Source organism: Citrobacter sp. RHBSTW-00859 (assembly GCF_013729795.1).
In the GTDB taxonomy this organism is placed as follows: domain Bacteria; phylum Pseudomonadota; class Gammaproteobacteria; order Enterobacterales; family Enterobacteriaceae; genus Citrobacter; species Citrobacter braakii.
Window position 1 is genome coordinate 4,182,728 of record NZ_CP056284.1, and the last position, 22,945, is coordinate 4,205,672.

Consider the following 22,945-nt stretch of genomic DNA (forward strand, 5'->3'; position numbering starts at 1 on the left):
AATTCATACAACCAATTAAACTAGGAAAGCCATTCACATGAAAATTGCAATAAAAAGAAAAGATTACGAGCATGAATCGTTTTTATGACGACGGTAATATGGTCTGAAGTCACACACTTTTGCAGCCGTCAAAGAGAAACTCCATGAAATCCGTGTTAACCCTTTCCGCCAGCCTGCTTATGGGCCTTCTGCTGAGCAGCACCGCCGTAACTGGCTAGCGTGATGCCCATCACAGGGAAAATAATTCATTTACCCTTCGTTAGATCATAGACAGTGCCCTCTCCCCTGATTATCATGCCGCGCCCCGAAGACAGCGATCGTTATTCGGGGAAACTATTTCACCATTCAATCAATGATGATTTTGAGGAATTATGGGCAACACTAAGTTGGCTAATCCGGCACCGCTGGGCCTGATGGGCTTTGGCATGACCACCATTCTGCTTAACCTGCACAACGCGGGTTTCTTCGCTCTGGACGTTATTATTCTGGCGATGGGCATTTTCTACGGCGGTATCGCGCAAATTTTTGCCGGACTGCTGGAATATAAAAAAGGCAACACCTTCGGTTTAACCGCCTTTACCTCCTACGGTTCGTTCTGGCTGACGCTGGTTGCGATCCTGCTGATGCCGAAAATGGGCCTGGCGGATGCAACCAATAGTCAGTTCCTGGGCGCTTACCTCGGTCTGTGGGGCGTGTTCACTCTGTTCATGTTCTTCGGTACGCTGAAAGCGGCGCGCATGCTGCAGTTCGTGTTCCTGAGCCTGACAGTGCTGTTCGCCCTGCTGGCCGTGGGCAACATTGCGGGTAACGAAGCGATCATTCACGTTGCTGGCTGGGTAGGCTTAGTGTGTGGCGCAAGCGCCATTTACCTGGCGATGGGTGAAGTGCTGAACGAACAGTTTGGCCGTACCATCCTGCCGATTGGTGAAGCGCACTAATCTGATGCTATCCCCCCTGACGGGGGGATATTCCTTACAAGCGCTGTAACTCTGCCTGTACGCTTGAATCGCGATAATAAAGATCCTGTCGCAGCCAAATCCCCAAACCTAGCCCTACCAGCGATAACGCCAGCACATACCAGGCCGGAGCCATTGGCGACACACTCATTAACATCGTGACGGCGATTGGCGTCAGACCACCAAAAATGGCGTACGACACGTTGTAAGAAAAGGATATTCCGGTAAAGCGGACTTCCGCCGGAAACGCGCGCACCATCACATAAGGCACAGCCCCCACCACGCCAACGCATAACCCCACCAGCCCGTATAACAGGAACAAATGCTGGGGATGGCTGCCGGTCATGTGATAGAAAAACCAGCTTGAACAGGCCAGCATCAGGCTGCCGACAATAAAGGTTTTGCTGGCGCCGACCCGATCGACAATAAACCCAGCCAGCAGGCAACCGACGCACAGCATAATGGTAGCGACACTGTTGGCTTGTAACGTTAGCGCCGGCGCAAAGCCATACTGCTTCTGCAACCAGACTGGTGACATCAGGATCACCACCACAATCCCAGCCGATAGCAGCCAGGTCAGCAGCATTGAAATAACTACCGCTTTTTTATGTTTGCTCACCACTGACTTCACCGGTAGCTCTTGCGCCAACGCTTTACGCTGCTGCATTTCGAGAAATATGGGTGTCTCCTGCAGCCAGCGACGCAGGTACATCGCCACCAGCCCAAACACGCCCCCCAGCAGGAAAGGAATACGCCAGCCGTAATCATGCACCGCCTGCAGCGTCAGGCTGGTGTTCACCAGCGTCGCAACCACCGACCCCAGCAGAATTCCCACCGTCAGGCCGGCAGTCAGCGTTCCGCAGGCAATGCCGATGCGACGCTCCGGTACATGCTCCGCCACAAACACCCACGCGCCCGGAACTTCTCCGCCGATGGCAGCGCCTTGCAAAATACGCATCAGCAGTAACAGCAGCGGCGCGAGGATCCCCATTGAGGCGTAAGTAGGCAACAGACCAATCGCCAGCGTCGGTATCGCCATCAGTAAAATGCTCAGGGTGAACATTTTCTTGCGTCCGACCAGATCGCCAAAGTGCGCCATGATGATGCCCCCCAGCGGACGCGCCAGATAGCCGGCGGCAAAAATGCCGAAGGTTTGCACCTGACGTAGCCATTCAGGGATGTCTGCGGGGAAGAAGAGCTCGCCAACAACAGCGGCAAAGAAGACAAAGATAATGAAATCATAAAACTCAAGCGCACCACCAAGGGCAGCAAGCGTAAGGGTTTTATAATCCTGGCGATTCAGCGGTCGAGTGTGTTGTGACATAGCAAACCATGAGTCAGTGAAGTAATTGAATCTGTTCGTTGATATATGTAAAGCAAAAATTACTATATCGTAAACAATTCAATACTCCACTGTCATTGGTACTTATGCCACGATCGGGCTACTTTCAGGTATTTGTTTCGCGTATTGCGCTTTTAGGACGAAAAGATGCTACAACAGTCGGTGCGGTTTCCACATACGGCCCATCTAATAGCTGTATACAATACGGTACACTTGCAAAAATACCCGGCACGATAACCTTACCGTCGGCTTCTTTCACGCCTTCCAGCGTCTCTTTGATCGATTTTGGCTGCCCAGGCAGATTCAGGATCAACGCCTGCTTGCGAATCACGCCAACCTGACGGGAAAGAATCGCCGTTGGCACAAAGTGCAGGCTTATCTGGCGCATCTGTTCACCAAAGCCCGGCATCTGACGGTCGGCTACGGCAAGCGTCGCATCAGGCGTTACGTCACGACGGGCCGGACCCGTTCCGCCGGTAGTCAGCACCAGATGACAACTCATTTCGTCTACCAGCTCGCATAAGGTCTGTTCGATGATCGCCTGTTCATCCGGGATCAATCGCGTTTGCAGCTCAAAAGGGGTGGTAAGGGCTGACGCCAGCCACTCTTCAAGGGCCGGGATACCTTTATCCTGGTAAACGCCGCTGGAAGCACGGTCAGAAATGGAAACCAAGCCAATGCGTAAAGTATTCATGATTATTCCGTTTAAACAGTCTCGTTAAACAGAATGATACACTGCGAAGGGAAGGACAGACAGGTTTCAGAAGAGGTAGCGTGACCCATATCAGGGCCACGCACTAATGATTACAGCAGATCGCCGATCATTTTTTCCAGTTTACCCTGGTCTACAGCAAACTTACGGATACCGTCCGCCAGTTTGTCTACAGCCATCGGATCCTGGTTATGCTGCCACAGGAACTCAGCTTCGGTGATGCGTGCAGGGCGCGCTTTCACTTCGCCGGAGAAAGACAGTTTACGTTCGATAGCACCTTCGCTTTCCGCCAGTTCTTTCAGCAGTGCCGGAGCAATCGTCAGACGATCGCAGCCTGCCAGCTCAATGATTTCGCCGATGTTACGGAAGCTCGCACCCATAACTACGGTTTCGTAACCGTGCTGTTTGTAGTACTCGTAGATTTCCGTTACGGAAACCACACCCGGATCTTCTGCCGGTGCATACTCTTTCTTGTCGGTATTGGCTTTGTACCAGTCAAGAATACGGCCAACGAACGGAGAAATCAGATATACGCCAGCTTCTGCACATGCACGTGCCTGCGCGAAGGAGAACAGCAGAGTCAGGTTACAGTTGATGCCTTCTTTTTCCAGCTGCTCAGCGGCACGGATGCCCTGCCAGGTTGAAGCCAGTTTAATCAGGATGCGATCGTTGCTGATGCCAGCATCGTTGTACATTTTGATCAGGCGTTTTGCTTTAGCGATGGACGCGTCGGTGTCGTAGGACAGACGAGCGTCAACTTCAGTGGAGATACGACCTGGGACCAGTTTCAGGATCTCCAGACCGATATTTACTGCCAGCTTGTCGGTCGCGTCGACGACCTGCTGCGCACGGTCGTTGCTCTGCTGCTTAGCCCAGGCTACAGCGTCATCAATCAGCTTGCGGTATTCCGGGATCTGCGCTGCGTTAAGAATGAGAGAAGGGTTAGTTGTGGCATCCTGAGGCTGATACAGCTTCATTGCCGCGATGTCTCCGGTGTCGGCCACTACTGTGGTGAACTGACGAAGGGAGGTCAATTTGTCCGTCATGATAGCGATTCTCTTTAAACAGCTTGTTAGGGGGATGTAACCGATCTTCCCTGATGATAGCACGACGCACTCTCAGCGCAACCGCCTGGATTGTCCGACCAGCCGCTCAGCCCTGATTACGCATCGCCAAGCCTATGATGCGCAATTAAGGGATATAACGATTGTTATGATAAACTCCCGCAATCAATCACCTTATAAGGTATATACTGGTCGATTATTGGTAGCGCTTACACGGGAATATTCGCGCTTACCGGCATCAACAAGAGGGATGTTAATGCCTGATTTTTTCTCATTTATTAATGAAATACTCTGGGGATCGGTGATGATCTACCTCCTGCTTGGCGCAGGATGTTGGTTCACCTGGCGTACAGGGTTTATTCAGTTTCGCTATATTCGCCAGTTTGGCAAAAGTCTTAAAAACAGCATCAGCCCGCAGCCGGGCGGTTTAACTTCCTTTCAGGCTTTATGCACCAGTCTTGCCGCACGTATCGGTAGCGGAAATCTGGCGGGCGTGGCGTTGGCGATTGCCGCTGGCGGCGCGGGAGCCGTGTTCTGGATGTGGGTCTCGGCGATCATTGGTATGGCGACGTCATTTGCCGAGAGCTCTCTTGCCCAACTGTATAAAGAGCGCGACAGCAAGGGACAGTTTCGCGGCGGTCCTGCGTGGTATATGGAGCGTGGGCTGGGCATGCGCTGGATGGGCGTTCTTTTTGCCATCTTTTTACTCATTGCTTATGGTCTGATTTTTAACAGCGTTCAGGCTAATTCGGTCTCTCATGCGCTGACCTTTGCTTTTGATATCCCTCCCCTCTTTACCGGTATCGCACTGGCAATAGTGTCATTATTGGCAATCATTGGCGGCATTAAAGGCGTTGCCCGCCTGATGCAATGGTTCGTTCCGATGATGGCGCTGTTGTGGGTCGGTTGCAGCATCGTCATCTGTCTGTGGCATTTCGGACAGCTCCCCGGCATTATCATGACCATTATAAAAAGTGCCTTTGGCTGGCAGGAAGCCGCAGCCGGTGCCGCCGGGTATACACTAAGCCAGGCCATTGCCAGCGGCTTTCAACGCGGTATGTTTTCTAATGAGGCCGGAATGGGATCAACTCCGAACGCGGCCGCGTCAGCAGCATCCTGGCCTCCGCATCCTGCGGCACAAGGCATTGTGCAAATGATCGGAGTATTAGTTGATACGCTGATTCTCTGTACGGCCAGCGCGATGATTGTTCTGTTGGCTGGTAATGACGCCAGCTATGTACCGATGGAAGGCATCCAGTTACTCCAGAAAGCGATGGTTTCAGTGACGGGAGAATGGGGTGCCGGATTCGTGGCGTTAATTGTGATTCTGTTTGCCTTTAGCTCTATCGTGGCCAACTATATCTATGCGGAAAACAACCTCGTTTTCCTGAAGCTGGACAATATCCGCGTCATCTGGCTATTACGGATCGCCACCGTTAGCACCGTTATCGGCGGAACGTTAGTCAGCGTTCCGCTGATCTGGCAGTTGGCGGACATCATTATGGCGTGTATGGCCATCACTAACCTGACGGCGATTCTGCTGCTTTCACCGGTTGTGCAGACGATCGCCTGCGACTATCTACGCCAACGCAAACTCGGGGTGCGCCCAGAATTCGATCCGCGCCGTTATCCTGATATCAGACAACAACTTGCGCCCGAAAGCTGGGATGAGACGCCGCGCGGATAGCGCGGCAATCGCAACCATCGATCAATTCTGTCGTTTTTTTTGCTAAAGTCGCAGTAAATTTCCTGCAAGGACTGGATATGCTGATTCTGATTTCACCTGCAAAAACGCTCGACTACCAAAGTCCGCTGGCAACGACACGTCATACATTGCCCGAACTGCTGGATCACTCTCAGCAGCTTATTCACGTGGCGCGCCAACTCTCTGCTCCGCAAATTGGCAAGCTGATGGGAATTAGCGACAAGCTGGCGGATCTGAACGCCACGCGTTTCCATGACTGGCAGCCTGATTTCACGCCGGAAAACGCGCGCCAGGCCATTCTGGCGTTTAAAGGCGACGTGTATACCGGACTGCAGGCTGAAACCTTCAGCGAAGCGGATTTCGACTTCGCTCAGCAACACTTACGGATGTTATCCGGGCTGTACGGCGTTTTGCGTCCGCTGGATTTGATGCAGCCTTACCGTCTGGAGATGGGTATTCGTCTGGCCAATGCGAAAGGTAAAGATCTCTACCAGTTCTGGGGAGATACCATCACCGATAAACTTAACGAAGCGCTGGAAGCGCAAGGCGACAGCGTAGTGATTAACCTCGCCTCAGATGAGTATTTTAAATCCGTGAAGCCGAAAAAGCTCAACGCGGAGCTTATCAAACCGGTCTTCCTCGACGAGAAGAACGGCAAGTTCAAAGTCATCAGCTTCTATGCCAAAAAAGCGCGCGGCCTGATGAGTCGCTACATTATTGAGAACCGCCTAACGCAGCCAGAACAGCTGACCGCCTTTAACAGCGAAGGCTATTTCTTTGATGAAGAAGCGTCAGGAAATGGCGAACTGGTGTTTAAGCGCCAGGGGCAGTAGTAAAAAGGCCGGATGGCGGCGAACGCCCGATCCGGCCGACAGGTTTTGTAGGCCCGCTAAGCAAAGCGCCAGCGGGCACAACCGTTAACCGCGGGCCATCATCAGCTTGCGCAGTTCAGCAAAATCAGCAGGCAGGTGATGAGAAAGCAGCGGCAGGTCCGCGCGTTCCGCCAGCGCTTTTGGCAGCGCCAGCGTCAGGTCAAGAATCTCTTCAACGCTTTCTTTAAACTTGGCCGGATGCGCAGTACCGAGGAACAGGCCGTACTCGCCAGGGTTCAGTTGGTCACGCAGCGCACGGTAAGCCACCGCCGCATGCGGTTCTGAGGTGTACCCCATCTCATGCAGCTCACGCATCGTGTCCTGAGTAGTGGCATCGTCAACAGCGGCATAACCCAGCTCATTCAGACGCCAGATTTTACGGCGGAACAGTTCTTCCACCCGCGGCCAGTTATTTGGCTGGCTGACATCCATCGCATTCGACAACGTCGCCTGTGTCGCTTTCGGCGCCCACTCACCTTGTGCAAGAAAGCGTGGAACCGTATCGTTGACGTTGGTCGCCGCGATAAAACGCTTCACCGGCAAGCCCAGTGATTTTGCCAGCAGCCCGGCAGTCAGATCGCCAAAGTTGCCGCTGGGAACGGAAATAACCAGCTGATTACGCGCCTCTTGCGGCAGTTGAGCCACGGCCTCAAAGTAGTAACAGATTTGCGCCAGCAGACGGCTGATGTTGATTGAGTTAGCCGAATTCAGCCCCAAAGCTACCTTCAGCTCTTCGTCATCAAACGCCTGTTTCACCAGCGCCTGACAGGCATCAAAATCGCCATCAATCGCCACGGTTTCAATATTGCCACCCAGTGTACAGAACAGTTTTTCCTGTAATGGACTAATTTTGCCGTTCGGATAAAGGATCACCACGCGCACATTTTTCAGGCCATAAAAGGCATGTGCGACTGCCGCACCAGTGTCTCCAGAGGTCGCCGTCAGAATGGTAACCGGTTTGTCACCGCTGATATGCGTCAGCATCTGCGCCATAAAGCGCCCGCCAAAGTCTTTAAATGCAAGCGTTGGGCCGTGGAACAGCTCCAGACAGCCGATATCCGCGGCAACCTGAGCAACCGGTGCCGGGAAGGCAAACGCCGCACGCACGCGCTGTTCCAGAATCTCCTGTGGGATTTCATCACCGATAAATGCGGAAAGGATCTTCGCGCTGCGGCTAACGAAATCCTGGTTCAACATCTCATCGACTTCTGACAGATTGAATTCCGGCAAATCGTGCGGAAAAAACAATCCCTGATTCTTGCCAAGCCCTTGTGTGACGGCCTGTGCAAAGCTGACCTGTTCGTTATGATCTTTCAGATTATACAGTTTCATTGATTATCCCAGTACCCGTGCGCCCGCCGTGTCCAACCGGCAAATATGAACAAAGCCTTCCTGATTTTGCAGATAATTTTTACCCAGCCAGTCTGCTACACGCTGCGCCGTATCCGGCTTGTCGCACAAAGCGAACAGCGTCGGCCCCGAACCGGAGATGCCGCTGGCCAGCGCCCCGATTTCCGCTACCGCCTGACGCGCCTGGCTAAAGCCTGGCAGCAGGCGGGTACGGTATGGCTCAGCAATGACATCTTTCATCAGCTTCGCGGCAAGCCCTGGCTGACGGGAATAGCAGGCATGGATAAACCCAGCCAGATGCCGCCCGTGGGCGATACAGTCCTGACGGCGATACTGCGCAGGTAAAATCGCCCGCGCTTCTGCCGTCGACACTTTAATCCCCGGATACGCGAGGACCCACAGCCACTCATCAAAGCCTGGCACCTGCTGGCTGATAATGCCGTTTTCTTCGATCATTAACTGCATGCCGCCCAAAAAGCACGGGGCGACGTTATCGTAATGAATACTGCCGGAGATACGCCCTTCCAGCTCACCCATTATCGCCAACAGGCGCGTATCGTTGAGCGGTTTACCGCAATGCTCGTTCATGGCGACCAGCGCCGCCACAACGGAACACGCGCTGGAGCCTAACCCGGAGCCAATCGGCATATTTTTTTCCAGCGTCATCGCCACCGGAACGCTTTTACCCAGCTCCTGACAGAATCGCTCCCAGCACTGGTAGACAATATTTTCTCGCGGCTCAGGCGGCAGCTTATTGGCAAAGCGACCAAGGTTGTTAAGGCTGAAATGGTCAGCCGCCTCAACGGATACCACATCGCCTAACAGCGAACCGTCCACCGGAGTTACCGCTGCTCCGAGCACATCAAACCCGACGCTCATATTGGCGCTGGAAGCCGGGGCATAAACTCTCACCATGTCAGACTCCTAACTTCCATGAAAGGGTGCGTAGCAGGTCGGCAAATACGCCCGCCGCCGTCACGTCGTTACCCGCGCCGTATCCGCGCAGAACCAACGGTAGCGGCTGATAATAGTGGCTGTAAAACGCCAACGCGTTTTCACCGTTTTTCACTTTGAACAGCGGATCGTTGCCGTCTACTGCTTCTATTTTTACGCGACAGACGCCATCCTCTTCAATATTGCCAACATAGCGTAATACTTTCCCCTCATCACGGGCTTTCGCCACACGCGCGGCAAAGGCGTCATCCAGCTGCGACAATTTAGCCATAAACGCGGAAACATCACCGGAATCATCAAACTCTTTTGGCAGGACCGGCTCAATAACAATGTCAGAAAGCTCCAGCTCACGACCGGTTTCACGGGCCAGGATCAACAGCTTACGCGCCACGTCCGTACCGGATAGATCGTCACGCGGATCGGGTTCGGTATAGCCCAGCTCACGCGCCATGGTGGTGGCCTCGGAGAAGCTCATGCCTTCATCCAGCTTGCCGAAAATAAACGACAGCGAACCAGAAAGAATACCGGAGAAACGTTGCAGTTCATCGCCCGCGCTGAGCAGATTTTGCAGGTTCTCAATTACCGGCAAGCCCGCGCCTACGTTGGTGTCGTACAGGAATTTACGACGAGACTTCGCCGCAGCAAAACGCAGCTGATGGTAGTAATCCATCGACGACGTGTTGGCCTTTTTGTTCGGCGTAACCACATGGAAGCCTTCGCGCAGGAAATCCGCATACTGATCCGCAACCGCCTGACTTGACGTACAGTCGACAATCACCGGATTGAGCAGATGATATTCTTTCACCAGACGAATTAAGCGCCCCAGGTTGAAAGGCTCTTTCGCGCTTTCCAACTCCGACTGCCAGTTTTCCAGATTCAGACCATGGACGTTGGTCAGCAGGGCCTTCGAGTTCGCCACACCGCACACGCGCAGATCGATATGCTTCTTTTTAAGCCAGGTTTGCTGACGTTTAAGCTGCTCCAGCAGCGCACCGCCCACGCCGCCAACGCCAATGACAAATACTTCAATCACCTGATCGGTGTTGAACAGCATCTGATGGGTCACACGCACGCCAGTGGTCGCGTCGTCGTTATTCACCACTACCGAAATGGAACGCTCAGACGAGCCCTGGGCGATTGCCACAATATTAATGTTCGCGCGAGCCAGCGCGGCAAAAAATTTCGCCGAGATGCCACGCAACGTGCGCATACCATCGCCAACGACCGAGATGATCGCCAGACGCTCAGTCACCGCCAGCGGCTCCAGCAAGCCTTCTTTCAGTTCGAGATAGAATTCATCCTGCATGGCGCGTTGCGCACGCGCGCAGTCGCCCTGCGGGACGCAGAAGCTGATGCTGTATTCAGAAGAGGATTGGGTGATCAGCACCACCGAGATGCCTGCGCGCGACATCACGGCAAAAACACGCGCCGCCATCCCCACCATGCCTTTCATCCCAGGGCCGGAGACGCTAAACATCGCCATGTTATTGAGGTTAGAAATCCCTTTTACCGGCAAATCGTCATCATCACTGCTGGCACCGATAAGCGTGCCGGGCGCTTGTGGATTGCCGGTATTTTTAATCAGGCACGGGATCTGGAACTGGGCAATAGGGGTAATGGTGCGCGGGTGCAGCACTTTAGCGCCGAAGTAAGAAAGCTCCATCGCTTCCTGATAAGACATCGACTTCAGCAGTCGGGCGTCGGGTACCTGGCGCGGATCGCAGGTATATACGCCATCGACATCGGTCCAGATCTCACAACAATCGGCGCGCAAACAGGCGGCCAGTACGGCGGCAGAGTAGTCAGAGCCATTACGCCCCAGCACCACTAACTCTCCTTTCTCATTCCCGGCGGTAAATCCTGCCATCAGAACCATATGGTCCGCAGGAATACGGCTGGCGGCAATGCGGCGCGTAGATTCGGCGATATCAACGGTAGATTCGAGGTAATGGCCTACCGCCAGCAATTTCTCTACCGGGTCGATGACCGTCACGTTGTGCCCGCGCGCTTCCAGCAGGCCAGCCATGATGGCGATCGACATTTTTTCACCACGGCAAATAAGCGCGGCATTGATGCTGTCCGGGCACTGACCCAGCAGGCTGATACCGTGCAGGACGTGCTTAATCTGTGCAAACTCTTGTTCAACAAAGGCTTTGAGCGGAGCCTGCGGGAAACCCGGTTGCGCGGCGGCAAGACCCACCAACAGCTCAGAGAAAATGCGTTCGGCGTCGCTGATATTGGCTAAAGCATCCTGACCACCGATGGTCTTCTCAATCATCGCCACCAGATGGTTGGTAATTTTTGCGGGGGCAGAGAGAACGGTCGCGACCTGCCCCTGTCTGGCATTGCTTTCCAGAATATCGGCAACCCGCAGAAAGCGCTCTGCATTTGCCACTGATGTACCGCCGAACTTCAACACTCGCATGGTTTACCTCATTGCCTTTGGTCGAAAAAAAAGCCCGCACTGTTTAGGTGCGGGCTTTTTCTTGTGTTTCCTGTACGCGTCAGCCCGCACCGTTACCTGTGGTAATGGTGATGGTTGTGGTAATGGTGATGCTGATGCGTTTCATAATGTTGTGTGCTCTGTAATTATTTATTATCTGTCCTGTATTCTTTTAGGGTTAAAGTATCTGCTGACCTAAGTCAATAAATTTTTAAATTGGTCACATTCCGAAACTTGTTCACGAGCGACTGCTTGCCCTTTTAGTTTCGACCAATACAGTATGTCAGCCCTACTTGAATCCAGAATAAAACACCACACAGTAAAAACAGTTCGATACTTTATTTCGTGATGCTTTTTTCTATATCATGTAAAAAACGGTGCAACATTGCCGTATCTCGCTGCCCTAACAGACCCATTCGCTGTTGCAGCCAGTCCGTCAACTTGATGTCGTCAGAAACGTTCAGCGTGGCTAATAAACGCAAAACGCGCGCGCGCAATGCCTGTAGCTGAAGCTCATCCGTCACCTCAATGTTTTTGACGGGTTGTTGTATTAAACCTGCTAATTGATAGCAATACACCATCACCGCCTGCCCCAAATTGAGTGAAGGATAGTCAGCCACCATAGGTACACCGGTGAGTACATCCGCCAGGGCCAATTCTTCGTTGGTCAGCCCTGAATCTTCACGACCAAAAACCAGCGCGGCATGATCCATCCACGTTGATTTTTCCTGCAGCAGAGGAACCAGTTCGACCGGCATAGCGTAGTAATGGAACTTCGCCCGACTACGCGCAGTGGTCGCGACGGTAAAATCTACGTCATGCAGCGCCTCCGCCAACGTTGAAAAAACGCTAATATTATCAATAATATCGCCAGAACCATGCGCGACCCATCGCGTGGCGGGTTCCAGGTGGGCTTCGCTGTCAACGATGCGTAATTGGGTGAACCCCATGGTCTTCATAGCGCGGGCAGCCGCACCAATATTTTCCGCTCTGGCGGGGGCAACCAGAATAATTGTTAAACGCATTTCGATACTCTTTTTGGCCAGTCTGCAAGGAATAATGTGACGTGCTTCAACATATTACGCAGTGCGAATTTACATATTTTTAACAGAAATCACTGAAAAAGCATTTCGCATCCATTAAAAAATGCTAAACTATTTCCCGGGTGTACTATTGCTTTTTATGTTAACAAAAGTTGCATATCCCTCTGTTTATCCATGATAATTTAATTTAAAATGGATCGCACTGGTTGGATTCATTACATTTATTAATTTGCTCGTGCAACTAGTTGTAATATTGCAATTTTGTGATGAAAGCAAACATTTGGATACGTTGATTTCATCAAACTGTTAACGTGCTACAATTGAACTTGATATATGTCAACGAAGCGTAGTTTTATTGGGTGTCCGGCATGTCTTAGCCTGTTATGTTGCTGTTAAAATGGTTAGGATGACAGCCGTTTTTGACACTGTCGGGTCCAGAGGGAAACTACCCACGACCAAGCTAATGATGTTGTTGACGTTGATGGAAAGTGCATCAAGAACGCAATTACGTACTTTAGTCATGTTACGCCGATCATGTTAATTTACGGCATGCATCAGGCAGGTCAGGGACTTTTGTACTTCCTGTTTCGATTTAGTTGGCAATTTAGGTAGCAAACATGCAGACCCCGCACATTCTTATCGTTGAAGACGAGTTAGTAACACGCAACACGTTGAAAAGCATTTTCGAAGCAGAAGGCTATGATGTATTCGAAGCGACAGATGGCGCGGAAATGCATCAGATTCTCTCTGAATATGATATCAACCTTGTGATTATGGATATCAATCTGCCTGGGAAAAATGGCCTGCTGTTAGCGCGCGAACTTCGCGAACAAGCTAACGTTGCGCTGATGTTCCTGACGGGCCGTGATAACGAAGTCGATAAAATTCTCGGCCTCGAAATCGGCGCAGACGATTACATCACCAAGCCGTTTAACCCGCGCGAACTGACTATCCGTGCTCGTAACCTGCTGTCCCGTACCATGAACCTGGGTACTGTCAGCGAAGAACGCCGTAGCGTCGAAAGCTACAAGTTCAATGGCTGGGAGCTGGACATCAACAGCCGCTCTCTGATTGGTCCTGACGGTGAGCAGTATAAACTGCCACGCAGCGAATTCCGCGCCATGCTTCACTTCTGTGAGAATCCGGGCAAAATCCAGTCTCGCGCAGAACTGTTGAAAAAAATGACCGGTCGCGAACTGAAGCCGCATGACCGTACCGTTGACGTGACGATCCGCCGCATTCGTAAGCATTTCGAATCAACGCCGGATACGCCAGAAATCATCGCCACCATTCACGGTGAAGGCTACCGTTTCTGCGGCGACCTGCAGGATTAATTCAATCCTCACTGGTATAAAAACGGCGCTTTATGCGCCGTTTTTCATTTCCCCTACAGCCCTATTTCCACAAGCGAAATTCGTCGCTCTGCGCAGGCTGAAGCTCTGGAAGTTCTGTAGATTTTGGCTTTGCTTTTGGCTGTGCCAGCGAGTGCCAGTCAAGATGACGCGTCAGGAACATGACCCCACAAAGCGCGAACAACAGCACGCCGGTTCCCAGCAGTAAAGAGCTATCCTGTGAACGTAGCAGCACCCACATCACACCATCCAGCCCCAGCAGCGCCACGGTGAACAAAATACTGTTCCGCCAGCCCTGCAATATCGCCTGCAGATACACACCGTTCATCAACGCCCCCACCAGACTTGCCGTTATCCACGCCGCCGTAAAACCGATGTGTTCCGACAGTGCCAGCAGCAGCAGATAAAACATTACCAGCGATAGCCCCACCAGCAGATACTGCATCGGGTGCAAGCGCAGATTGGTCATACTTTCAAGGACGAAGAAAGACATAAAGGTCAGCACAATCAGCAGGATGGCATACTTTGTTGCCCTGTCCGTTAACTGATACTGATCTGCAGGCGTGGCGACGGCGACGCTAAACGCTGGCATGCCCAGCCAACCAATCTTTTCGTCGTTAAAGCGCTCGCCGAGGTTGTTCGCAAACCAGCTGCTTTGCCACTGAGCCTTGAATCCTGATTCGCTAATTTCGCGCTTAGCCGGGAGAAAGTCCCCAAGAAAGTTGGGATGCGGCCAGTTGCTGGTTAAGGTCATTTCACTGTTACGCCCAACCGGAACGACGGAGAAATCGCCGGTTCCGCTCAAATTAAGCGACAACGCCATGCTCAGATTTTGCTCAGCCCAGCTCGCATCGGGTAGCGGAATGTGGATCCCCTGCGCACGTCCATCCAGCCCCGTCCCAGGCTCAACGGCCAGCGACGTTCCATTGACCTGCGGCGCTTTTACCACGCCAATCCCGCGCGCGTCCCCCACACCAACCACAATAAACGGTTTGCCGATGCTGATATTTGGATGATTTAAATCACTCAACCGTTCGGCGTTAAACTCAGCCTTCACCGAAACATCATTGTGCCAGACCAGGCCCTCATAAATACCGATTTTACGCGCTTCAACGTTCTGATTCCCCTCAACTACCAACGACTCCGGCAGCCAGAAATGGATATAGCTACGCTTACGCTGGATTTCTTTGCCATCCTCCAGTGAGGTGTAAATTTCCGTTACCGGAATGGCTATCAGCGGTCCTACCATCTTTTGCGGCCCGCTGGTGCTCTGTCGGATAGCATCTTCGACTTCATCGCGGTAATCCGATCGCTCCACGATGATCTGCCTGACCATCGTCAGCGGAATTAACAGCAGCAGTATTGCGCCACCTAAGGTGACTATTTTCCAAAACAGGGGTGATTTAAACATAGCGTTCTCCTTTGCAATATCAGCAAGGTAGAACAGCTATGTGCGGAGAATTTGAAGTTATGTGAAGTGAGCGTGAAGCGTAAACGAGGCCTGTGCGCCGCCTTGTGGTCGGTTGCACAATGTCACCGTCCCCTCGTGCAGTCGCGCAACCTCACTGACAAACGCCAGCCCTAAACCGCTGCTCTTATGCCCATTTTCACGGGGCAGCGAATAGAAACGCTCAAAAATACGCGGCAACGCGAAGTCGGGGATCCCGCTGCCGCTGTCGATTATCTGCAACGTGACCAGTTCATCCTGCTGATGCGCGCTCAGCGTAATCGTCCCGTCCTGTGGCGTAAAGTCGATAGCGTTGTCGAGCAAATTCCCCACTGCCTGCTCCAGTAACGCAGGATCGGCGGCGACGCTAAGCGATGAAGGCATAATGGTAAGCGTGATGTTTTTTGCCGCCAGTTGCACGCTACGCGCCTCTTTGAGCTGAGCAAACAGCGCATCTACCGCCACTGGCGTCAACGTAATGTCCTGTCGATTCTCCAGCCGCGCCTGGCGTAACAGGGTTTCGACCAGCGCCTGCATGCGCGCATTTTGCGTCAGGATATTATCGGTAAAGCGCGCAACCACGTTCGGCGGCGGACCTTCGCGCAAAATCTCAGCCGCGCCGCGAATGGCCGCCAGCGGACTTTTCAGTTCATGCGTTAACGCATAAACATACTGCTCAATGTAGTTTTTGCCCTCCAGCTTCAGTCGCATACTTTCCAGCGCCTGCGCCAGTTTACGTAGCTCGCTGCTACCTAAATCAGGCAGTGGGACGGGGCGATTCTCGGTAACGGAGTCGGCATAGCGCGCCAGCCGGGCGATGGAGCGGTTTATCCACCATACCATCCCGATGCCAATCACTAAGGCAATGCCCAGCAATACGGCGCTGGCCCACAGCATCCGCCGTTCACTGCGTTTAATCACCGGCGCCATCGCCGCATTCGGTTTACCGACGCTAAGCACTCCGATAATACGTCCGCCGTCTACGATCGGCGCGGCCACGTACATCACTGAACTTTCCGGATCGTTCGGGTTTTGCGGCGTACTGCGGGCGCCATATTGCCCACGCAGGGTTAACCACACGTCGTTCCAGCGAGAATAGTCCTGACCGACAGCCTGGTTTGCGGAATCAAACAACACTTTACCCTGCGCGTCCGTCATGTAGACATGGTATTCATTACGGACTTTGTTAATGCCGCTGATATTGGCGCTGAATGGGCGGTTATGCAGTTGCGAAAATGCCTGCGCCAGCTTGCCGTTGGCGGGAGAGTCAGAGAGCAAGTCATCGCGCGCCAGCGCAGCTAGCAGCGTGGCGGTATCAATCAAAGTGCCTTCGGTTGCCCGGCGGACGCCTGGTTTAATTTCCTGTACAAAGATCGACAAAACGAACCAGGCGGCGACGGCAACAATCAGAAAATAGCCGAGCAACAAACGCATGCCAATGCGCATCAGACGCTCCTCAGGCTATATCCCATACCGCGATGCGTATTGATGGGGGAAAGCTCAGGGTTGATAGCCCGCAGCTTGGCGCGCAGCGTTTTAATGTGGGTATCGACCGTTCTGTCAAAGGTGTCCTGTGCATCGGCCCAGACTAAATCCATCAACTGCTGGCGTGAGTAAATGCGCCCCGGCGACAACAGCAGCGTTTTCAGCAACAGAAATTCATAGCGCGTCAGGTTTAACGGCTTGCCGAACCAGGTAATCTGCGCGGCCAGCTCATTAAGTTCAAAATCGCCGCAACGCGTCGTCGATGAAGGAGCAGAGAATTTCTGCACCCGCCGCAGCAGCGTACGCACGCGGGCGCACACCTCGCGCGGTGAGAAAGGCTTGGCAACATAGTCATCCGCGCCAATTTCCAGCCCCAGCAGGCGATCCACCTCATCGCTACGCGCGGTCAGAAACAGGATCGGCAACGCTGGATGCCGCTCCAGCAGGCGTCGACACAGTTCAAAACCGCTGATATCTGGTAGTCCGACATCCAGAATAATTGCATCAGGACAACGCTGGCGAGATTTCTCCAGCGCAGGTAACCCGCGCTCAAACGCTTCCACGCTAAAACCTTCCTGCTGCAGCATGTAGATGAGCGTATCGGCGATGCCCTGCTCATCCTCAACCAACCAGATCAACGGTTGTTGCATTTTGCTTCCTTGTTATTCCCGCCACGGCATGATGGGCACCGCGCTGATGGCATTTTTGGGCGATCCATCGACCACTTTATCTGAATAGGCAAGATAGGCCAGGGCATTACGTTTCGCGTCGTAAAAACGCACGACCTGTAAGGATTTAAACACCAGCGAGGTACGTTTTTTAAATACCACTTCGCCCTGCGCTTTGCCGTTCTTGATTCTGTCGCTCAGTTCTACCGGCCCCACCTGCTGACAGGAAATGGCGGCATCGGAGGTATCTTCCGCCAGCCCCAGCCCACCTTTGATGCCGCCGGTCTTCGCCCGGCTCACGTAGCAGGTCACGTTGGTAACATCTGGATCGTCAAACGCTTCGACCACAATTTTATGATCCGGCCCAAACATTTTGAACACCGTATCGACAGATCCAATCTGCTCCGCATGGGCGACCTGCGCTAACATCAGCAGAATTGAGGAAATGATTAAGCTCTTATATTTCATATTGTTACCATTTTTAAAAGTTACTCTGTGTAATTATTCGACATTCTAAGATAAAACGTATACAGATCACAGGATTACAATAATCACGCTTTCGAATGATCGAAAAAAGCATTTATGAGCAAAAAAAACACTGAATGCTAAAACAGCAAAAAATGCTATTATCCTCATACCTGACGTCAGGTACTCGTTGTTGAAAGGATGAGGATATTTTATGGATCAGGCTGGCATTATTCGCGACCTATTAATCTGGCTGGAAGGTCATCTGGATCAGCCTTTGTCGCTTGACAATGTGGCGGCAAAAGCAGGCTATTCCAAGTGGCACCTGCAGAGAATGTTTAAGGACGTGACGGGCCATGCTATTGGCGCCTATATCCGCGCCCGTCGTTTATCGAAATCCGCAGTGGCGCTGCGCCTGACTGCACGCCCAATTCTGGATATTGCGCTGCAATATCGCTTTGACTCTCAACAAACCTTTACCCGCGCGTTCAAGAAACAGTTTTCCCAGACGCCTGCGCTGTATCGCCGTTCGCCGGAATGGAGCGCGTTTGGTATTCGCCCGCCTATGCGACTGGGTGAATTTGCCATGCCTGCGCACGAGTTTGTCACGCTGGAAGATACGCAACTGCTTGGCACCACGCAAAGCTATTCCTGCTCGCTGGAGCAGATTTCAGATTTCCGTCATGAAATGCGAATTCAGTTCTGGCGCGACTTCCTTAGCCAGGCTCCTGCGATCCCACCGGTGCTGTACGGGCTGAACGAAACGCGTCCGAGCATTGAAAAAGATGATGAGCAGGAAGTGTTTTACACCACAGCACTGACGCCGGAACAGGCCAATGGTTATGTGCCGTCGGCACAGCCTATCCTGCTACAGGGCGGCGAGTATGTGATGTTTACCTATGAAGGGCTGGGGACCGGCGTACAGGAGTTTATCCTGACGGTTTATGGCACATGCATGCCAATGCTGAACCTGACGCGCCGTAAAGGGCAGGATATCGAGCGATACTACCCGGCAGAAGATGCCAAAGCGGGAGATCGCCCGATCAACCTGCGCTGCGAATTCCTGATTCCGATTCGCCGCTAGCGCTGCAGTTCGTCTAACGCAGGGGCGTCCAGATGTGAGATGTCCCCTGCCGTTTCAACTACCCATCCCGGCGCCAGCCACAAACTTTCCTGGTAATCGACGCGAGAAATAGAACAGTTGCGCAGACGCAGGCGACGTTCAGCCCATGCCGGTAATCCCAGAATCGTACTCACCAGGCAACCCAGTGCAATACCGTGACTGACCAGCAGCGGACGACTCCCCGGCGGCAACTCCAGACAGGATGCCAGCGCCGCGTGGACGCGATCGCTCAGTTCCTGCATCGATTCCCCTTCCGGAATACGCCCCTCCACCGTACCGTTCACCAACTGGCGACGCCAGCCCTCTTCTTCCGACGTCAGCGTATCGATATGGCGTTGCTCCAGCACGCCCATATTCAGCTCGCGCAAACGTGAGTCATAGGTGATATCACAGCCACAGGCCTGGGCGATGATTTCTGCGGTGCGTCGTGTACGACCTAAATCGCTACTGATGACATGCGTAATACCAAACGTGCGGGCGCGTTCGCCCACCTGCATGGCTTGCTGTTCACCTTTAGCGGTCAGTGGGCTGTCTGACTGGCCTTGAATACGTCGCTCGGCGTTCCACTGCGTTTCGCCATGGCGAACAAGGTATACCTGTAACATGCTTTTTTTCCGTTATACTGCGATGCGATGAATTTTCAAACTGAGCTTAATTATGCACAAGGTTATCTCTGCGACCACCAATCCTGCCAAAATTCAGGCAATTCTGCGGGCATTTGAAGAGATTTTCGGGGAAGGATCCTGCCATATTGAACCCGTCGCCGTCGAGAGTGGCGTGCCGGAACAACCTTTCGGAAACCAGGAAACGCGCACTGGCGCACGAAATCGCGTTGATAATGCGCGCCGTCTGCACCCGCAGGCTGATTTCTGGGTCGCTATTGAAGCGGGAATTGACGACGATGCGACCTTCAGTTGGGTGGTGATTGATAATGGCGTCCAGCGCGGCGAAGCCCGTTCAGCCACGCTGCCATTGCCTGCTGTCATTCTCGACAGAGTCCGTCAGGGCGAAGCGCTCGGTCCGGTGATGTCGGACTACACGGGTATTGATGAGATTGGCCGTAAAGAGGGCGCAATCGGCGTCTTTACCGCGGGCAAGCTGACGCGCTCAAGCGTATACCACCAGGCGGTGATTCTGGCGCTCAGCCCATTTCATAACGCAGTGTATTTATAGCGTTGTGCCGGATGGCGGCTTCGCCTTATCCGGCCACAACCGCGCCACATACTTAGGCCTGAAAGCGAAGCGCCATCAGGCATTTTTTAGCAGCACCTGCTCCAGCCAATGACGCAGATCCACCGGTGCAGATTTGAGGCTGTTCGACCCCCGTGTAATGGTGGCGATCCCCGCCCCGAGCTCGTTTTTAAGCTCGCGCTGACTCATCTCGCCGCGCAGCAGCTCTTCAATGATACGCACGCGCGTGCCCAGCGCTTCGCGCTCATCCGGCGTTAACATCAAATTGAGCAGGGGCAGGTGTAAGTCTTGTTCATAGGCGTGTTTAAGTAGATCGACAAAACGTAACCACTCCTGGTGACGCTGTTCTGCCATCTCTGCCGAATAGGGTGATTGCTGAGTCATAAGTTATCGCCATCGTTGCGGGGGAAGCGTGCTTGCCTCCCCCTTTTGTACTCTTTAACGAGTACGATAGCATAACACAACCGACACGATCAGTAACGACGTTGCCATTCTGCGTCGCTCATCAACTCCGGCTTATCACCGAGGAAATAGCGATAGTACGCATCGTAAGCCAGCACGTTCTTCACGTAGCCACGCGTCTCAGAGAATGGAATGCTTTCGACAAACGCGACAGCATCAATACGACCCGCGCTATTGCTAAGCCAGGTGCGAACGCGCCCCGGTCCGGCGTTATAGGCCGCCGACGCGAAAATGCGGTTATTACCGAATTGCTGATAGACATACTGTAAATAGCTGGTACCAATGTTGATGTTGGTATCAGGATCCAGTAGTTGGCTCGGGCTGCTGTAACCTGGAATCGAGAACATTTTCACCGTATGCGTCGCCGTGCCCGGCATAATCTGCATCAGCCCGCTGGCACCAACTGGCGATTTTACTTTCGGGTTCCAGGCGCTTTCCTGACGCGCTATCGCCATCGCATAGCTTGGCGGAATATCCTTGCCGCTGGTGTAGCGTGTAAACAGATCCTTGTAGGCCAGTGGGAAACGCTCTTCCAGATGATCCCACAGCTTACCGGCGATCGTCGCTTGTACGCTCAGATCCCACCAGTGATTGTTGAACGCATAACGCGCCAGCTGAGCCTGCTCAGACTTCGTGCGACTGGTGACCAGATTCGCCCATTCACTGCGCGCGGTATTGTCCAGGTTCCAGTACATTAGCTCGCGCACACGTGCCATTTCCGGTCCCTGAGTCAGCGCAGAGTCAACGTTTGCCGGGGCTTTATCCACTTTCAGCTCGTACTCTTCACCCAGACGCTGTGCCGCCACCATCGGATAGAAACCGCGCTGCTGCATGAGCTGGTGCAGGATCTCTTTGGCTTCCGCCTCGCGCCCGCGCTCAAGCAGCAGATCCGCCTGCCAGTAACGCCACTCATCTTTCTCTTTTGCTTCCATTGGCAGACGCGCCAGCCAGGTATTCAGACCACGACGATCGCCGGTTCCCAGCGCCATGCGTACACGTCGCTCCACAAGCGAGGTGGAATTCGAGCGCATAATGGCGTCATCGCGCCATTTGGCCTGCTCATCGGTAACGTCATTGCCCATCAGACGCCAGGCGACGATGTCGCGCAGCTCCTGGGTTTGCTCGTCATTCAGCTGTTGCGCCTGCGCCAGAGACGGGATCATCAGGCGGGCGTTTTCCGCATCCTGACGCGCCACGCTGGAAAAAGCCACCGCCGCCATCTGTCGGGTGAAATCCGTCGCGCCAGTGGTGCGTGCAAAGGTCATCACCGAATTCGGATCGTTGGCCAGCGCGATGATCGCCGAAGCGATAGTTTGGTATTGCGCGGGCATTTGTCCAGCCAACGCCGTGACCAGACCGGTATTCCCGGCTTTCATCGCCAGACGAATACGCTCCAGATACGCCAGCGGATCCTGAGTTCCTGAGGCGCGCCATACGCCGAATAATTTGTCACAGGCGTTCGGCTGGCTTTTCCCGCTCAACCACAGTTCTTTCGCGCCCTGCCAGGCCTCTTCGGTTTGCCCGGTGCTCCATTTCGCAAAGTAATAGTTGCATTGCGCTTCCGTGGTACCCGGTTTTTCTGGGCTGAACGCCAGTAGTCCACGCCAGTCCTCCCGTCGCGCCAGTTCATTCACGAAACGTGATTGCAGAGTACGCGCGGGGGGCAGCGTCGGGTTGGCGCGCACAAAATTGGTAACGGTAATGGTGGGCTGATTCATCAGATCGTCAGTAATCTGACGATATTCCAGATAAGGATACAGAGGATAATTCTTCAGGCCGGGCATCATCTGCTCTACGACATCCATCTGTCGGTTATCCCAGGCCTGTTTAATTTGCGCATAGCGACTGCGCTGCTCATCCAGGGAATCGGCTCGCGCCACTTGACTGACCGTCAGCAGACATACGCTGGCCGCCAGCAGGCGCCAGGTAAATTGATTGGCTTTGTCCACAAGCTCTTCCTCTTCTCATGTTACGTCTGTGCAGCATCATGCCGCTTAATTAGTTCATGCTAACCAGACATTGCAGAATGCGCCACGTCACGGACACTTTTTTACTTTTGTTGCGAGTGAGATCTGCTGGCTGGGATTGGGCAATGAAAAAGGCTACACTTCGCCTTTGATAACTATTTACCAATAATTAGCCCTAAATAATTCAAGTTGCAGCAAGGCGGCGAGGGAGTAAATCCCCTGAGCGTACATAGTGCGTGACTGGGGGGAACGACAAATCTGTCAGGAACAGATTTGAACGCTGCGGAGCAGCGGCCCGCAAGGGCGAGGCTCATGGATGAGCCGAGTAACTCACAGCCAACGCA

General features: G+C 53.2%; 22 protein-coding genes and 1 other annotated feature. Of the genes, 6 read left to right on the forward strand and 16 right to left on the reverse strand.

Annotated elements, in window-relative coordinates; translation table 11 throughout:
* Window positions 1-371 precede the first annotated feature (371 nt).
* Complete coding sequence (gene satP / locus HV302_RS20940) at window positions 372-938, forward strand: acetate uptake transporter (RefSeq protein WP_047358362.1); 567 nt, start codon at window positions 372-374, stop codon at window positions 936-938.
* A 34-nt stretch (window positions 939-972) separates the two neighbouring features.
* Here the strand turns inward: satP and HV302_RS20945 are convergent, their stop codons facing one another.
* The 3 genes from HV302_RS20945 to tal all read right to left on the reverse strand — a co-directional run bounded on the left by HV302_RS20945 (window position 973) and on the right by tal (window position 4,056).
* A complete protein-coding gene (locus HV302_RS20945; protein WP_181626539.1) occupies window positions 973-2,280 on the reverse strand; it encodes an MFS transporter in 1,308 nt (435 codons plus the stop codon).
* A gap of 124 nt (window positions 2,281-2,404) precedes the next feature.
* Window positions 2,405-2,992, reverse strand: a complete 588-nt coding sequence (gene mog / locus HV302_RS20950) for a molybdopterin adenylyltransferase (protein WP_181626540.1) — start codon at window positions 2,990-2,992, stop codon at window positions 2,405-2,407.
* Window positions 2,993-3,102: 110 nt separating this feature from the next.
* Complete coding sequence (gene tal, locus HV302_RS20955) at window positions 3,103-4,056, reverse strand: transaldolase (RefSeq protein WP_016151631.1); 954 nt, start codon at window positions 4,054-4,056, stop codon at window positions 3,103-3,105.
* A 274-nt stretch (window positions 4,057-4,330) separates the two neighbouring features.
* On the opposite strand from tal, the gene HV302_RS20960 reads away from it, so the two are divergent.
* Window positions 4,331-5,761, forward strand: a complete 1,431-nt coding sequence (locus tag HV302_RS20960; protein WP_016155648.1) for an alanine/glycine:cation symporter family protein — start codon at window positions 4,331-4,333, stop codon at window positions 5,759-5,761.
* A 77-nt stretch (window positions 5,762-5,838) separates the two neighbouring features.
* Window positions 5,839-6,612 carry a peroxide stress protein YaaA gene (gene yaaA / locus HV302_RS20965; protein ID WP_151222966.1) on the forward strand — a complete coding sequence of 258 codons (774 nt, stop codon included), beginning with the start codon at window positions 5,839-5,841 and terminating at the stop codon, window positions 6,610-6,612.
* An 84-nt stretch (window positions 6,613-6,696) separates the two neighbouring features.
* Here the strand turns inward: yaaA and thrC are convergent, their stop codons facing one another.
* The 6 genes from thrC to yjjY all read right to left on the reverse strand — a co-directional run bounded on the left by thrC (window position 6,697) and on the right by yjjY (window position 12,963).
* Window positions 6,697-7,983 (reverse strand): threonine synthase, encoded by a 1,287-nt coding sequence (thrC, locus tag HV302_RS20970; protein WP_075847928.1) that lies wholly within the window; start codon window positions 7,981-7,983, stop codon window positions 6,697-6,699.
* A 3-nt stretch (window positions 7,984-7,986) separates the two neighbouring features.
* Complete coding sequence (thrB, locus tag HV302_RS20975; protein WP_016155645.1) at window positions 7,987-8,916, reverse strand: homoserine kinase; 930 nt, start codon at window positions 8,914-8,916, stop codon at window positions 7,987-7,989.
* Between the two features lies 1 nt (window position 8,917).
* Window positions 8,918-11,380, reverse strand: a complete 2,463-nt coding sequence (gene thrA, locus HV302_RS20980) for a bifunctional aspartate kinase/homoserine dehydrogenase I (RefSeq protein WP_047500133.1) — start codon at window positions 11,378-11,380, stop codon at window positions 8,918-8,920.
* Window positions 11,381-11,403: 23 nt separating this feature from the next.
* Window positions 11,404-11,524 (reverse strand) — a sequence feature (Thr leader region).
* On the reverse strand, window positions 11,460-11,525 hold the full coding sequence (gene thrL / locus HV302_RS20985; protein ID WP_032337689.1) for a thr operon leader peptide: 66 nt from the start codon (window positions 11,523-11,525) through the stop codon (window positions 11,460-11,462). (Overlaps the previous feature by 65 nt.)
* 211 nt (window positions 11,526-11,736) lie before the next feature.
* Window positions 11,737-12,423 (reverse strand): tRNA/rRNA methyltransferase, encoded by a 687-nt coding sequence (locus HV302_RS20990; RefSeq protein ID WP_049268610.1) that lies wholly within the window; start codon window positions 12,421-12,423, stop codon window positions 11,737-11,739.
* Window positions 12,424-12,822: 399 nt separating this feature from the next.
* Window positions 12,823-12,963, reverse strand: coding sequence for a protein YjjY (yjjY, locus tag HV302_RS20995; RefSeq protein ID WP_042998021.1), 141 nt, complete (start codon window positions 12,961-12,963; stop codon window positions 12,823-12,825).
* Window positions 12,964-13,058: 95 nt separating this feature from the next.
* On the opposite strand from yjjY, the gene arcA reads away from it, so the two are divergent.
* On the forward strand, window positions 13,059-13,775 hold the full coding sequence (gene arcA / locus HV302_RS21000) for a two-component system response regulator ArcA (protein ID WP_001194359.1): 717 nt from the start codon (window positions 13,059-13,061) through the stop codon (window positions 13,773-13,775).
* 61 nt (window positions 13,776-13,836) lie between these two features.
* Here the strand turns inward: arcA and creD are convergent, their stop codons facing one another.
* From creD to creA, 4 genes are read right to left on the reverse strand one after another with little or no spacing between them, the layout of a single operon-like run.
* Complete coding sequence (gene creD, locus HV302_RS21005) at window positions 13,837-15,204, reverse strand: cell envelope integrity protein CreD (RefSeq protein WP_181626541.1); 1,368 nt, start codon at window positions 15,202-15,204, stop codon at window positions 13,837-13,839.
* Window positions 15,205-15,261: 57 nt separating this feature from the next.
* Window positions 15,262-16,686, reverse strand: a complete 1,425-nt coding sequence (gene creC, locus HV302_RS21010; protein WP_094760799.1) for a two-component system sensor histidine kinase CreC — start codon at window positions 16,684-16,686, stop codon at window positions 15,262-15,264.
* Window positions 16,686-17,375 (reverse strand): two-component system response regulator CreB, encoded by a 690-nt coding sequence (gene creB / locus HV302_RS21015; RefSeq protein ID WP_016151622.1) that lies wholly within the window; start codon window positions 17,373-17,375, stop codon window positions 16,686-16,688. Before creB ends, creC begins: the two co-directional genes overlap by 1 nt.
* Window positions 17,376-17,387: 12 nt before the next feature.
* On the reverse strand, window positions 17,388-17,861 hold the full coding sequence (gene creA, locus HV302_RS21020) for a protein CreA (RefSeq protein WP_016151621.1): 474 nt from the start codon (window positions 17,859-17,861) through the stop codon (window positions 17,388-17,390).
* A 211-nt stretch (window positions 17,862-18,072) separates the two neighbouring features.
* Here creA and robA point away from each other — a divergent pair, with 211 nt between their 5' ends.
* Window positions 18,073-18,942 (forward strand): MDR efflux pump AcrAB transcriptional activator RobA, encoded by an 870-nt coding sequence (gene robA / locus HV302_RS21025; RefSeq protein ID WP_003837295.1) that lies wholly within the window; start codon window positions 18,073-18,075, stop codon window positions 18,940-18,942.
* Here the strand turns inward: robA and gpmB are convergent.
* Window positions 18,939-19,586 (reverse strand): 2,3-diphosphoglycerate-dependent phosphoglycerate mutase GpmB, encoded by a 648-nt coding sequence (gpmB, locus tag HV302_RS21030; RefSeq protein ID WP_016151619.1) that lies wholly within the window; start codon window positions 19,584-19,586, stop codon window positions 18,939-18,941. The genes robA and gpmB overlap by 4 nt on opposite strands.
* A gap of 52 nt (window positions 19,587-19,638) precedes the next feature.
* Here gpmB and yjjX point away from each other — a divergent pair, with 52 nt between their 5' ends.
* Window positions 19,639-20,154 (forward strand): inosine/xanthosine triphosphatase, encoded by a 516-nt coding sequence (gene yjjX / locus HV302_RS21035; RefSeq protein WP_016151618.1) that lies wholly within the window; start codon window positions 19,639-19,641, stop codon window positions 20,152-20,154.
* 75 nt (window positions 20,155-20,229) lie between these two features.
* On the opposite strand, the gene trpR is transcribed toward yjjX, so the two are convergent.
* Both trpR and sltY read right to left on the reverse strand, forming a co-directional pair.
* On the reverse strand, window positions 20,230-20,556 hold the full coding sequence (trpR, locus tag HV302_RS21040; RefSeq protein ID WP_019078321.1) for a trp operon repressor: 327 nt from the start codon (window positions 20,554-20,556) through the stop codon (window positions 20,230-20,232).
* Between the two features lie 89 nt (window positions 20,557-20,645).
* Entirely contained in the window at window positions 20,646-22,583 is a 1,938-nt protein-coding gene (gene sltY / locus HV302_RS21045; protein ID WP_181626542.1) for a murein transglycosylase, read from the reverse strand.
* Between the last annotated feature and the right edge of the window lie 362 nt (window positions 22,584-22,945).